This is a genomic window from Pseudomonas sp. NUPR-002 (assembly GCF_056322725.1).
Genome location: NZ_CM150476.1, coordinates 5,478,634 through 5,491,755, shown reverse-complemented (window position 1 = coordinate 5,491,755; position 13,122 = coordinate 5,478,634). Strand labels below are relative to the sequence as shown.

General features: G+C 59.6%; 9 protein-coding genes and 1 pseudogene. 4 read left to right on the top strand and 6 right to left on the bottom strand.

From position 1 onward, the window contains the following. Positions 1 to 60 precede the first annotated feature (60 nt). A pseudogene (locus ACVWSC_RS25365) lies at positions 61 to 988 on the bottom strand (PDC sensor domain-containing protein); the annotation flags it as partial. Positions 989 to 1,545: 557 nt separating this feature from the next. Then, the gene (locus ACVWSC_RS25360; RefSeq protein ID WP_024014395.1) at positions 1,546 to 1,857 is read right to left on the bottom strand and encodes a helix-turn-helix domain-containing protein; all 312 of its coding nucleotides are present in this window, start codon (positions 1,855 to 1,857) and stop codon (positions 1,546 to 1,548) included. A gap of 85 nt (positions 1,858 to 1,942) precedes the next feature. Here ACVWSC_RS25360 and ACVWSC_RS25355 point away from each other — a divergent pair, with 85 nt between their 5' ends. Then, positions 1,943 to 2,407 (top strand): hypothetical protein, encoded by a 465-nt coding sequence (locus ACVWSC_RS25355; protein ID WP_125850681.1) that lies wholly within the window; start codon positions 1,943 to 1,945, stop codon positions 2,405 to 2,407. 187 nt (positions 2,408 to 2,594) lie between these two features. After that, positions 2,595 to 3,350, top strand: a complete 756-nt coding sequence (locus tag ACVWSC_RS25350) for an inositol monophosphatase family protein (RefSeq protein ID WP_313450970.1) — start codon at positions 2,595 to 2,597, stop codon at positions 3,348 to 3,350. Between the two features lie 595 nt (positions 3,351 to 3,945). Here ACVWSC_RS25350 and ACVWSC_RS25345 read toward each other — a convergent pair. Beyond that, positions 3,946 to 5,910 (bottom strand): alkyl/aryl-sulfatase, encoded by a 1,965-nt coding sequence (locus tag ACVWSC_RS25345; protein WP_003302560.1) that lies wholly within the window; start codon positions 5,908 to 5,910, stop codon positions 3,946 to 3,948. 92 nt (positions 5,911 to 6,002) lie between these two features. Here ACVWSC_RS25345 and ACVWSC_RS25340 point away from each other — a divergent pair, with 92 nt between their 5' ends. Next, complete coding sequence (locus ACVWSC_RS25340; protein WP_003302559.1) at positions 6,003 to 6,950, top strand: LysR family transcriptional regulator; 948 nt, start codon at positions 6,003 to 6,005, stop codon at positions 6,948 to 6,950. Between the two features lie 78 nt (positions 6,951 to 7,028). Here ACVWSC_RS25340 and ACVWSC_RS25335 read toward each other — a convergent pair whose 3' ends face one another. Further along, on the bottom strand, positions 7,029 to 8,384 hold the full coding sequence (locus ACVWSC_RS25335; RefSeq protein ID WP_036999587.1) for a DUF1329 domain-containing protein: 1,356 nt from the start codon (positions 8,382 to 8,384) through the stop codon (positions 7,029 to 7,031). A 10-nt stretch (positions 8,385 to 8,394) separates the two neighbouring features. Beyond that, on the bottom strand, positions 8,395 to 10,248 hold the full coding sequence (locus ACVWSC_RS25330) for a DUF1302 domain-containing protein (protein ID WP_003302556.1): 1,854 nt from the start codon (positions 10,246 to 10,248) through the stop codon (positions 8,395 to 8,397). Between the two features lie 173 nt (positions 10,249 to 10,421). Between ACVWSC_RS25330 and ACVWSC_RS25325 the strand changes: the two genes are divergently transcribed. Beyond that, a complete protein-coding gene (locus tag ACVWSC_RS25325) occupies positions 10,422 to 11,462 on the top strand; it encodes an AraC family transcriptional regulator (protein ID WP_003302555.1) in 1,041 nt (346 codons plus the stop codon). 37 nt (positions 11,463 to 11,499) lie between these two features. On the opposite strand, the gene ACVWSC_RS25320 is transcribed toward ACVWSC_RS25325, so the two are convergent. Continuing rightward, complete coding sequence (locus ACVWSC_RS25320) at positions 11,500 to 12,984, bottom strand: DUF1254 domain-containing protein (RefSeq protein WP_011911464.1); 1,485 nt, start codon at positions 12,982 to 12,984, stop codon at positions 11,500 to 11,502. Positions 12,985 to 13,122: the final 138 nt, after the last annotated feature.

Here is a 13,122-nt window from a genome sequence, read left to right as displayed (position 1 = left end):
CAAAGGTCAGGCGCTGGCGCAGGGCCTGGCGATTGCGCAGGCGATGGCGCTCCAGCTGTGCGCTCAGGCCGGACAGGTCGAGCACGCACAAGGCAACGCCAGCACCTTCGAAAATATCGTGATAGCGCCGACGGCTCTCCTGCAGCATGCGGTGCCGACGGCGCATGTTGATCAACGCCAGCAAAGGCAGCAGGGCGCAGAACAAGCCAAGCAGGCATTTGCCGATCAGTGCCGGCAACAGTTGTTCGCGCGCCAGCCCTGCATCGAACAGGCCGCGCAGTTGCCAGGTGCTGTTGTCGAGAAAGGCGAGCATCACGCTGTGCAGCGGCTCATCACTGCCCGGGATAGGCGGGTGGCGGTTGATCACCTCACCGCTGCGGCTGTTTTCCAGGAGCCACAAGGGGTGGCTGGGGCGGCCCTGGGCCGGCGTCAGTTCGCTGTAGTACGCTGACGTCAGGCGCAGCAGCCAGTAGCCCGACTCATCGCCCGGCTGGCGCAGCAACAGGTAGACCTGCCGATTGTCGGCGGAGTTGCTGAAGTAAAAGCTGCGGCCCTGGCTCAGGCGCAGGAGTTCATCCAACGCGCTAAGGTCGGGTGTACCCGCGAGGCTGTCGGCGAGCACTTTGCCGCTGGCATCGAGCCATGCCAGGCTGTGCAACGCAGGTATCTGTGCCTTTACCTGGTCGAACACCACGGGTAGCTGCGCAGGACTTGGCGACGAACGGTAAGGCTGGACAATATTCTGTGCCACTTGCGCTTTGAACGACATGTTCAGCGCCATGTGGTCAGCCAGTTCGGCGCTGGCATTGAGGCTGTGCTGGTATTGGTCGGCCTGGGTGTGACGGTATTGGTCGACCAGTTGCCAAAGCAGCAGACCGAGCAGCAGCAACACCAGCAGAGCCAACGCGCCTTTCAAGGAGCCTCGTAAAGGAGAGCCGGATGCGCTGGATGGCGTGCGCAGGGGTGTCGGCTGAGAGAGATTGGTCAAGCGATGATCCTGCGGGATGGCTGGATGGCAGGTTTAGAGCTGCTGGCTTGCAAGCGCCACGGTCCCTGGCGGCTACTCCGGATGCGCACTATAAGCCGACGCCCGAAGGGCGGCTAGCATGCCTGCAAACGTGGCAAAGTGCCAGCTCTGTTCGTCGGCGGTTTGCCCAACAAGGCGCATTGCGGTAGCTTTGGCCCTTTCCTGGGGGCTATGGCTCCCTTCATCTGTTTCGCGCACTTTTTTTCGTCTCTGACGCTAGGTTTTTCCATGGCTCAATACACCCATCTGCCTCATTAGTTTTTAGTCATGTTTTCGTTGCTGGGGTAAATCCGCATTTTCATTGGCCTCCAAGCTATTCAGCTCCTCGATTTCTTTGGGTTCTGCGTTTGAGTGGGATTTTTAGTTAGGTTTTACCGATTCAAGGTCGAATTTGCTCTCAAAACTTAACTTTTTGTTAGTGCTATGGTGGTCTTTTTTCTTCAGGCCTGCCGAGGCCAGAACTGCCTAGACCTGAGCAACCGATGTGCAGCAGGAAAGGTTAAATTCCGGGCGCATTTTCACGCATTAGGTGGCGCCCCGGCTGGAGCCACCAACAGGGTTTGTTGCAGCTCATCACGGACTCTATCAAGCAGCTCATCCATGGTTAGCTCGTTTTCAAGGTTGAGGTAACACCCCGCAAGAAGTGTCACGGGGTGAATGCCGATCATCCGGGAGAGATCGTCGACCTTATCGAGCTTGGGCATCTTCTGGCCTCTCTCAAGCGTGCTCATATAAGTCCGACTGCTGAGACGTGAAAAATCCTCCTGGGTCAGACCCTTCGAGTTTCGGAATTGCCGTAGCGCCAATCCGAAAGCCTTTTTCAGTTCCATTTGCCGACTCCGCAAAAGGAACGATGAAGCAATTTTGTATTCTTTAGAGCTACAATCTGCAGGAGACAATTTGCCGGATAAGTTCATGTTCCTTACTTTCGATCACGCCGAAGTCCCCATGGGCGCGCTAGTCCGGGGAGGACACTCCTGGCGTTACGTTGAGTACCCCACGACCTATCCGTGGTTTCACGTTGCATTAATCGAGTTCGATGGCGCCGAGCATCGCTCCACAACGTTCTATGTTTACGACTTAACTGATTTGATCGAGCTTGCGGACAGCACAGAGCACCAACTCCAGATCGAACGTGTCCTGTTGGTCAGCCCTGGGCATTTAAATGGAACAGGCAATTGGCAGATGGACGAGCTAATCGAGATCGCCAAGGTTGGCCTTGAGGGCAGATCCAGCTTGGTCTATCGCCTCCGCGATGGCAGAGTTCTTTTTGAAGATGAGCGGGCACGGACTGCAGATGCGTCACAGATCCAGGTAGTGTTTGTAAGCCCTGTATCGCCGTCGATGCTGGGCCCTACCGACCAAGCAGCAAAGCGCTAATAGGGACTGCAATTTCATCTGCGGGTCGAATGACAGCATAGTCCTCAGGCAATGAGTGTTCTACGGATTTGGACTGGTGACCTGGCAACTCGTCTACACGAAGCAAGCTCCGGGAGTATTCTGCTGGTAGCAATCGACCATCCTATAGAGGCGGGTATTGAAATACTTATCCCAGGTAATCAAATCTGTGCGCGCTTCAGGGCGGATCCTGGCGGCTGAGTGGGAACGGCCAGATGGCCCCCGAGGCTCTGGCGATAAAGCAGATGTCGACATCGAGATAGAACGAGCTGTCCGAAAGGACCTCCTTGAACTGATCAGCTGCGACTTCTGGGGGGAAGAGACGGGCAGCCGGCTCACTGGTGCCGAGTTTTGCTGGGTAGTCGATCCAAATGACGGAACCGCCGACTTCCTGAAGGGTAAACGTGGGTCGGCTATTTCCGTGGGCCTGCTACGCAACTCGCAACCAGTTCTCGGGGTAGTCTATGCCCCTGTGACTGATCGAGGCCCTGACTGCATTGCCTGGGAAGCTGGACTGACCGGCCTAATAAGGAATGGTCAACCTATTCAGCCCTGCCTCCGCGACCAAGCTCTAACTGCTGGATCTGAAGTACTAGTTAGCACCGCGGCCAAAACAAGACCAGAGCTCAACACAGAACTGTGTGCCCCAGCTGGATTTGTCCCCATGCCGAGCATTGCCTACAGGCTCGCGCTTACTGCTGCCGGGGAAGCTATTGCGGGTATGTCGTTGGTTCCTGTTGGAGCGCACGACGTAGTAGCGGGGCATGCGCTGCTGATTGGGGCTCAAGGTGTTTTGCTGAATCAGGACGGCTACCCGATAACCTATCAATCGAACCTGTCGCAAGTCTCCACACGCTGTTTTGGCGGCGCTCCTGATCCATGCAGGCAGCTCGTGCAGCGAAGCTGGGAACGGCTCTTCACCTGATTAGCCCCGGGCTCATTTGCATAAAGAACTCGATGCGATTCACTTGTTGTATTACGGCTGAGCAACAAAGTGGGTCGATAAGGCTGAGGACAAAAAGCCCAGTACAAAGACTGGGCGAAGCATGGAGTAACGGGCTAGCGGCTAGGCGTTTGCACCACTAAGTACGGTCGCGTTTGGCAAACATTCTTCCGGCCAATATCTGCTTGTCGCAAGCGGGGGATTACGGCCACTAAGTGCCAAACAAAAAGCCCGCCATAAGGCGGGCTTTTTCATGTGTCTCCAAGGGGAGGCGGATGCCAACAAAGTCTCGGAGCAAGTAACCTTAGGATACACCCAGGCCACAACTGCGACTACTGGCGGGCAGCTATCGGCCAAAAGCAGCCGTTAGCTAGGTGCTACTTCCGGCCCGAAGCATCCTATCCAAGATGATTCAAAACACCTGTGCAGCCAGTCAGAGTGAAAACGGCCAGCTCCACTCACAGCAACATGGGGCTTAAGTCTAACTATCGAGGGCTCTACGATAGCTGGACCTGTTTGCGGGTACGGCCAAGCCCGCCACTTTATCTCGGCGCAATTGGTTGGCATAGTCCAATTACTACCGCGTGACAATGGGGAAGCGTCCGTCTGGCTGATCCAGTAGGCTGAAGAAGCGCCCAAGGGCCAGGGGGTTGCCGTCGATCGACACCTGATCGGAGCTGAGCAGGGCTGCGGCGCCGGCTTGCCCACTGATTATCTGCAAGAAGAAGTCCTTACTCAGGTTGAGGCTGGCGTCGGCCTCGGCGACTTCGCCTTCATTCATACGGCGGTGATGCAGCACGGCGTTCTCGATCCACAAGTGATAGCGCGCGCCGCTGTCGGTGAAGTTGAGGTTGATACGCAGCGCGCTGTCGGCTGCCGCCGTGCCATTGAGCTTGGTGGCCATCACGTCCAGGAAGCGCTCGGGAGCGGTGTGTTTGAGCATATCGAGCATCATTACCGGAGTGAAACCCTCTTCCGGCAGGCCGTGGCGCAGCTCATAGGTGCCACTCAGGTAGAAGTTGCGCCAGGGCCCCGACTCGGCCTGATAGCCCAGTTGCTCGAAGCTGCGTGCCTGCAGATCGCGGGCGCCCTGGTTGTCCGGATCGGCATAGAGCAGATGTTTGCCCAGCTCCGCGGCCCAGCGGTAATCGCCCTCGGCATAGGCTTGCTCGGCGGCTGCCAGCAGCGGCTCACGGCCGCCGGCCAGGGCCACGTACTTGGCGGCGGCGGCCACCGGCGGCAGTGGGTCGAGGTTGGCCGGGTTGGCGTCGAACCAGCCTAGGTAGAACTGATAGATGCCGCGCACGTTGTGCTTGAGGGTTCCGTAGTAGTCGTGCACGTTCAGATGGCGGTCGAGGCTGGGCGGCAGGTGCAGTTGCTCGGCGATCTCCGGCGCGGTGAGGCCGGCATTCATCAGGCGAACAGTTTGATCGTGCAGGTAGCGGTAGGCATCACGCTGGGTGGTGAGGAAGGTCTGGATGTTGTCCTGCCCCCACACTGGCCAGTGGTGCTGGTTGAACAGCACCTCGGCGCCAGCGGCTTGCGCGCGGCTGGCGTCGATGTAGTTGGCCCACTGCAAGGCATCGCGTACCTTGGCGCCGCGTAGGGTGTACAGGTTGTGCAGGGTTTGCGAGAGTAGCTCGGCGCCGCCAAAGGCGTTCAGCTCCGGCAGGCTGAAGGTCATTTCCGCCGGGGCTTCACTCTCGGGTACGTTGTAGAAGACGAAGCGCACTCCATCCACGTCCAGCGTCTGTTCGCGGCCGTCGATCAGTTGGGTGGGCGGCAGAATGCCCATGTGCCCGAAGGCAACCGCCTTGCCCAGGCCGTTGTCTACCAGGCCCTCGGCGCTGCGCGGTAGGCGCTTGCCGTACATGAAGGTGGCACGGCGGGCCATGGCGATGCCCATCATCAGGTTTTCGCTGGTGGCCTCTTCCATAAACCCAGCCGGGGCAATCACCGGTAGCTGACGCACCTTGGCGTCTTCGGCGCTGATCACGCCGAGAGCACCGCCAAAGTGATCGACATGGCTGTGGCTGAAGATCATCGCGCTCACCGGGCGTGAGCCCAGATGTTGTGCAACGAAGTCCATAGCGAAGGCGGCGGTTTCCCGGCTGGTTAGCGGGTCGATGACAATCCAGCCGCTGTCGCCTTCGATCAGCGTCATGTTGGCTAGGTCGAAGCCGCGTAGCTGATAGATTTTGTCGCTGACTTTGAACAGCCCAACCTGGTTATTCAGCAGCGCTTGCCGCCACAGGCTGGGGTTGACGGTAGTGGGGGCCTCACCTTGGATAAACGCAAAGCTATCGAAGTCCCAGATCACTTCGCCTTCGGCATCGCGCACCTGGCCCTGAGGCGTGGCAATTAGGCCGCGGCGTGCCTGGGCTAGGCCCTCGACATGGCTCAGGTCATAGCTCTGCGCCACCTCGGCCTGGGCAGCTTGCGTGCGTGGCGTGGCGGCGCTGTGACTGGGCGCAGGGCCGTCGCTGCATGCACTGAGTAGCAACAAGGTGCTGGTTAGCATCCAGCGATAGGGCAGGTTCATCGGCGTTCTCCAGAGAGTGTCTGGTCAGAGCATGGCGTGCGATCTACTATGCGTCCAATGCAATCAAATCATTTAATTGATGAGCAAAAGACATGAATATAGAGTTCCGTCACCTGCGTCATGCCTTGGCCCTGGTCGAACATGGCAACTTTGCCCGCGCCGCAGAGGCGCTGCACCTCTCCCAGCCGGCGCTGACCCGCAGCCTGCAAGCGCTGGAAGCTCAGGTTGGCGAGCAGCTGTTTGATCGCAGCCACCGCGAAGTGACCCCCACAACGATGGGCGAACTGTTATTGCAGCATGCCCGGCAACTGCTGCTGCACGCCCAGGACTTGCAGCGTGACCTACAATTGGCGCGCGGCCTGGAGCAAGGTGAGTTGCGTGTGGGAGTAGGTCCGTTTGCCGGCGCCGCGCTTGTCGCCCCGGTGCTGGCCATTTTGAACCGCGCGCACCCCGGCGTGCATTTGGAGGTGGTGTTGGCACCCTGGCAAGAACTGCCCGCGCGTTTGCAACGCCGGGAAATAGATCTGCTGGTGGCCGACTTGCACGAGATCGAGGACGACCCCAGCTATACGATACAGGCCCTTGGTGAGCACCACACGCTGCCGATGTGCCGCGCCGGTCATCCCTTGCTTGAGCACCCCGAGCCTAGTCTGGAGATGCTGTTGAAGTATCCACTGGCCGGACCCAACCTTCCCGAGGATATTCGTGAGCAGCTGCTCAAGCGCCTACCTAGAGCCTTACAGAACACCTGGCGTGAGCAGTGGAAGCTGGCCATCACCTGCGATAGCTCGGCCATTATCAAACAGCTCCTACAGGGCTGTGAGGCGCTGGCAATATTGCCTTGGTTTATGGTGGAAGACGAACTGCGGCGCGGCGACTTACAGGCTTTACGCAGCCTTGACCCTGGCCTGCGCGGGCGTTTCGGGATTGCTCATCTGCGCGGCAGACGCCTATCACTTGCTGCGCAATGCTTTATCGAGGTGCTTCTGGCCCACGATACCACCGTGCGCCAGCGCCAAGATGCTTGGTTGGCCCGTTAGGGAAGGGCATGGCAAGGCGGTCAACCTGCAGCAGATCGTCGTCCGACGCCGGTGGCTGACTCGCCGAAGACCGATCCTTCAGTTCTTCCCGCCCAAGCGGCGCAAGGCATCTGGCTTGAAGTCTTGGCGCAGAGCCTCATGGCCGAAGCTGGCCTCGCTCGGGGTCTCATTACTCAGGCCGCTGACCAGATAACGGCGAGACTGCAGATCATGAATAGCCTCGGCGGTCATCCAGGGCACCAGGTCGTTGTAGAAGTTCAACTGGTAGGCTGCCGATACTCGCCATAGCTCACCACGGGCGTCGTAATGGTCCGCTAGGGCAATCTGCCAGGTGTCCTCATCAATGAAAAACGTGCGCTTGTCGTAAATGTGGCGCTGGCCTGCTTTGAGCTTTCCCTCTACCTCCCAGACCCGATGCCGCTCATAGCGCACGTAGTCGCTATTCAAATGCGCAGGCTGGATGATTTGTGCGTACTTCAGCCCTTTGTCGTGCAGTCGGTAGTTGTTGTAAGGAATCAACAGTTCGCGCTTGCCTTTGAGGGTCCAGTCGTAGCGATCGAACGCACCGTTGTACATATCCATGTTGTCCGATGTGGCCAGGCCATCCGAGCTGTTCTGTGGTGAGTCGTAGGCCAGTGTAGGGGCTCGCCGGACACGCCGCTGTCCGGCGTTGTAAGCCCAGGCCTGGCGTGGGGTTTGTACCTGATCCAGGGGCTCGTGAATCAGGGCGATGTTGCCGGCCTGGCGCGCCGGAGCCAGGGTCTGGCCGATGAAATAGAAGAGCAGATTGCTGTCTGGCGTGTTGTCCCGGACATTGCTGGCAAAGACCTGTGTCTGGCGGATGAGGCTGGCCTGATAGGCACCGCTGGTTTGCACCGGCATGCGGTGAACCTCGCGCTTGACCGCCCCGCCACGGTAGCGGGTGACATGGTTCCAGATAACCTCTTCGGCACGCAGGGGGACGGGGAACGGCACGCCGCTGGTGTAGCCACCCTCCAGGCCACTACCACTGGCGTTCAGTCTGATCCGGGTGGCGTTTTGCCGGCTCTGTTTCAGGATGGACTCGGGATAGGCCGCGCTGCGGTGCGAGGGATACAGTTGCAGATGGAAGCTCTGCGGGTACTGACGGAGCATGGCTTGCGTGCCTGGGCTCAGCCACTGGGCGAATTGCGCCATGTTGCCGGAGTCGATGCGCTGTAGCGGTTGCTCGGCGGCATAGGGATCGACCAGCGCTCCGCCTGAGGTCGATGGCTTGTATCCGCCGTCCCAGGCGGGGATGCTGCCGTCGGTATTGCCAGCACGTTCGGCGCCCATGGGCGTTAGTTGCTGGTCTAGCTGTGCCGCCTGTTCGGCCGAGACGGCACAGAAAGCGGGCATGCTGATCATCAGGCTTAGTGCCAGGAGTGTGTGGCGGGAGATTGGGCTATTAAGCATGGATAAGTCCTCAGAACTTGGCGCCAAGGGTGAATGAGATGAAGTCGCGGTCGGTCTGCGGATTGAAGTCGCCACCGAAGAAGTCGGTGTAACTGACGGCGGCGTTGTAGCGCTCCAGATAGTCGAAGTTCACGGCCAGTGTGACGGCCTGGCGGCCTTCGACGAATTGCGGAGCCGGAGAGGGGGCATAACCTTCGACGTCATAACGCCAGGCCAACGATGGGGTGACCACGGTGCCCGGCAGCAGGTCGTTGTAGGTCAGGTTGGCTCGGGCTGCATAGCCCCAGGACCAGGGCGTGGTATATCCCTCCCGTTGGCAGTAGTCCTGCTTCAACGCCGGGTTCTTGCAGGCAATGGCGGCACCTTCTACGCCGGAACCGTAGACGGCGTCGCGGCCATAGGCCAGGGTCTCGACCGGCTCCAGATCCGCCACGTGCACGGTGCCGACTTCGGCAATCAACAGCAGGTTATCTGCGCCCCAGATGTCGCTGAAAGTTTGCATGGCCGTCAGTTGCAGCTGGCTAACCGGTTTGCGCCGATAGCCCTGCACCTGTGTCCCATAGAGGCCGGCGGCTTTGGCCAGAATAGGGCCGCTTCCCGGGGCTTGAATGTCCAGGCCAAACAGTTCGTCGACGATGGGTGACTCGGTGTCGAGAAAGCCGCTGGCGTAGAGAAAGTCCTGACCGTTGATGGCGATCGGCTGGTTGGGCCTGTGGCTCAGCTCGCCGGACATAGAGATACCCCAGGGTCCTGAGGTGTTGAAACTGATGCCGTACAGCCGGATGTCTTCGGGGAAGGCCATCTGGTAGAGCGGCGCCTGGGCCAGCGGCTTGGCGTTGCTGCCACCATAGAGCGGGTTGTTGGTAACTCCGGGTAGGAAGAAGCCGCTGCCCGGACGCTTGGAATAGTCGGCGGTGATCGCATTGGTATAGGGCAGCCGGCTGTGATAGTTCATCACGTAGAAGGCAAGCTCGGTGCTGTTCAGCTCTTCGGCGAAGTAGTCCAGGCGCACCCCCCACTGCCCGGCATCTGCGGGGGTATCGTCGCTGATTCGCGGAATAACCATGTTGGCCCCGGCCGGCAGCAGCGGATTGACCAGCTGCATGTTCTCCTGTTGCGCTTCCGTTCGACCTGAAACGGCATACAGTGGGCCGCAGCCTGGCTGACTGGCATCCGACTGGGCGAAGAAGGTGCCGCAACCTGGCTGTACCGTGGCGCGCCATTCCAGTTGGTAAAAGGCGCTGGTCGAGAGATTCTCGCTGATGCCAAGCGACAGATTGAACAGGTTGACCGGAATCAGCGCTTCCTTGATCTCGACCCCGGGCGTGGTTAGGGCGTTGGCGTCGATCGGGTTGATCACATTGAGGCCGCCCTGGATGAAGGTGCTTTCCCCCCAGCTCAGGACCTGCTGACCGAGACGGAGATCCAGCGGCCGGTCATTGAGCTGGAATTCGCCCCAGACGTAGGCATCCATCAGTTCGGCGCCGGAAAACTTGGCCAGCGAATCGAAGCCCGAGTCGTCGAAGTCCTTGAAGCGGGCGTCGCCGTTTTCCAGCAGGTCGTCGTGCCAGAATTTGCCGCTGATCTGCAGCCCGAGGTTGTCCCGGCTAAGCGCCAGTTCGGTGGTACCTTTGACCACCCTTGATATGGTGTCTCCGGCTTTGAAGTTCATGCGCCCGTCGTTACCGTTGATGCCGGCGGCGCGTCCGTCATAGACAGTGGGCAGGAGATTCCTGTCTGGATCGCTGGTGCTGATGCTCATGCCAGTTGACAGGCTGGTGTCCCAGCGGCCGCTGATGCCGTTGTCGAGTTCGAAGGTAGCGGCGTGGCAGAGCGTGCTGTTGACGGCCAGCAGTGTAAACACAAGGGCGCCATGGCCTCTGCGTAATTGGTGCATGGTATGCCTCGGAAACTGTTTTTGTTGTTGTGAGTGCAAACGGTTGCCCCGCTTGCCGGGGGGCTTAAGATAGGCCGCGTAAGTCCCTTGTTTCTTGGCGCGCACAGCCGCGTTTTTGACAATTTCAGACAGGAATTCGGATGAGCAGTCCGCCCCACGAACTAGCCCATACGACCATTGCCACCTGGGCGCTGGCTATTCAGCGAGCGCTGCAGGGGTATGGCATCGAGGCGGTGCCGCTGATGCTGGAGGCCGGTATCGATCCCAGGGTGATTCGTGATCCAGAGCTGCGAGTTGCCGTGGTCAACATGTGGAAGCTCTGGCGGCTTTGTGTCGAACGGACCGGCGATGACTCTTTTGGTCTTCAGGTCGCTGCCAATCTCTATCCGACTCACCTCAATGCCCTGATCTTTGCGCTGCAGGCCAGCTCCACCCTGCGAGAGGCGCTCGATCGGCTGCAGCGCTATGTGCGGGTGGTCACTACCATCGCGGCAATCGAGGTGGTCGAGAGCCCTGTGGGGGTGGCATTGATACTGGGCTCTGATAGCTCCGGTTCGGCACAGCGGCCATTTTTCCCTGTTGATGCCTTCATGGGGGTGTTGTTCAGAACCTTTCGCGAGTTACTTGGAGCCAGTGCTGCCGAAGGGCTGCTCGAGGTTCGTTTGTGCCGTCCGGTACCTCACCGCTTAGAGGCTTTTGAACAGTTTTTCGGCGTGCCCGTGTACTTTGGCGCCGAGGCGAATGTCATGCTGATGGCTTCCGGCGTGCTGGATCGGGAGCTGCCGGCGGCCAACGCCATGATTGCTGGAATGAACGAGCAGTTGTTGCGCGATTATCTGGGGCGAATGCGCCACGAGCAGGTCAGCCTGCAAGTGCGCAAGGAGATCATCGCCTTGCTCAGTAGCGACAAGCTTGGGCTAGAGCACATTGCCGAGCGCCTGAACATGAGTGGCCGCAACCTGCATCGCAAGTTGGCCGAGGAGGGCACATCATTCAAAGAACTGCAGGATGAGATTCGACAGGACCTGGCGCTGCGCTATCTGGGCATGTCGGGGATGAGCCTGAACGAGATTGCATTCAATCTGGGTTTTATCGACCAGAGCAGCTTCAACCGTGCCTTCAAGCGCTGGACCGGTGGCAGTCCCGGACAGTACCGGCGCGCGCTCAGGGAGCGCCACTGAGTCAGCCGGGGCGAGAGGGCGCCCCGGCATGTTGGGCTCAGCTGCGCGCCTGGGGTTGGATGGGCGGAATGAACTGCTGCAGCGTCTTTGGATTGCGCGTCTTCTCATCGGGCAGATAGATGCGGTAGTTCAAACGGAACAACCCTTTATCAGGTGAAGGCAGCCAGTTGCTTTCGAGCCCGGTGGGGGGCTGGTGCTGGATATATAGCGTCAGTGAACCGTCCGGGTTGTAGGTCAGTCCCGGGGTCCGGTCACCGATGGAGTAGCGGTCGATGGCATTGTCCACCAGCTGGAAGTTGGTGCCGTACAGGGTGATGGACCAGAAACCCTTGTCCTGAAGCTGGGGCAGTGCATCACGCTCGAAGTGCAAGATGTAGCGCTGCTGGCCATCAAGCAACTGGCCGGTGCCATCTTCATAGGTGCTGAAGTACACCCCTTCTTCGCGGTCATGCACCATCAGACCTTCGAGCGCACCCTCTGCGCGGTTGATGAAGTGGAAGCCGTAGCTGCCCTCGTGCAGGTTGTTCCAGCGGGTCGGGTAGGGCGTGCCGCGGTACTTCACCTTCCAAGTCATCAGGTCCTGGCTGTCGGCCAGTGCACGCTTAAGGCCAGCCACCGTGGCCGGGTGCAGCCGGCTGGCATCGAAGGGCTTGCCAAGCTCGATGCCGATGCTCTGGAACATGGACACGGCAGCGCGCTGCTCCGAACGCGGTGGGTTCTCATTCAGCAGATCGACCATGCGCTCGAAGAGGGCCAGGTCGCCGCTGTATTCCTTGCGGGACATCTTCACGGTGGTCACCTTGCCAAAGCCATCGGGCTTGCCCCAATTGCTGAGCGAGGTGGTGTGCACCTGTTTCTGCAGTTCCAGCACGCGGGGCAGGTCCTGAGGATCTTCCTTGCTCACCCCGTAGCGCAGGGCGAGGGCGCCGGAGTTGGTCGACAGGCGCCGCAGTTCGACGCCTGTGGGTACTTCGCCCTGCCAGTCAGGGCCGGCGAACAGATAGTGACCGCCCTTGCCCTGGGTCGCCCGGGTGCCGATATAGGGCAGGTTCTCCAGATAGGCATCGGCGACCTGCACGCTCCAGTAGCGGTCCTGGACATCCGGCAGGCTGAGGATCACCGGATCATCCTTGAGCTCCAGCATGACGCCGCTGTAGATCGTGTCGTTGTTGGGTGTATAAGGCAGCTCATCCTGCGAGGTAGCCAGCTTGGTCATGTGGCCAATCTGGTTGATGGGGGCGCAGGGGCAGATCTGGCGCTCGGTGACGAATTTCAGCTTGCGCTCATTCAGTCGCAGCAGGCGTTCACGGTCGGTGATGGTCAGCGGCAGGCCCCAGACATAGGCCTGCAGCCCCAGTGAGTAGGCCCAGTTCTCCTGCGCACGTTCATCGCGCTGCCGGATTTCATCACGGCTGAGGCCGGCGTCGGGGTCTTTCTTCTGCAGGTCGGGGACGGCAAGGTACTGATACCCGGCGGTCAGAGCGGCGCCCACTAGAACCGTCGCCAAGAGTTTGAGTTTCATACGCATTCCCTGTTATTGAAAGTATCGGGAATACCACTCTAGGGTTGGTTGGCTGGTGGGTCTCAACTCTGGTTGCCAGTTTTTTGACCTGCGCAGACAAGCCTAAGCAAGCCACAGCGCCCAAGTCTCTCATCAAGG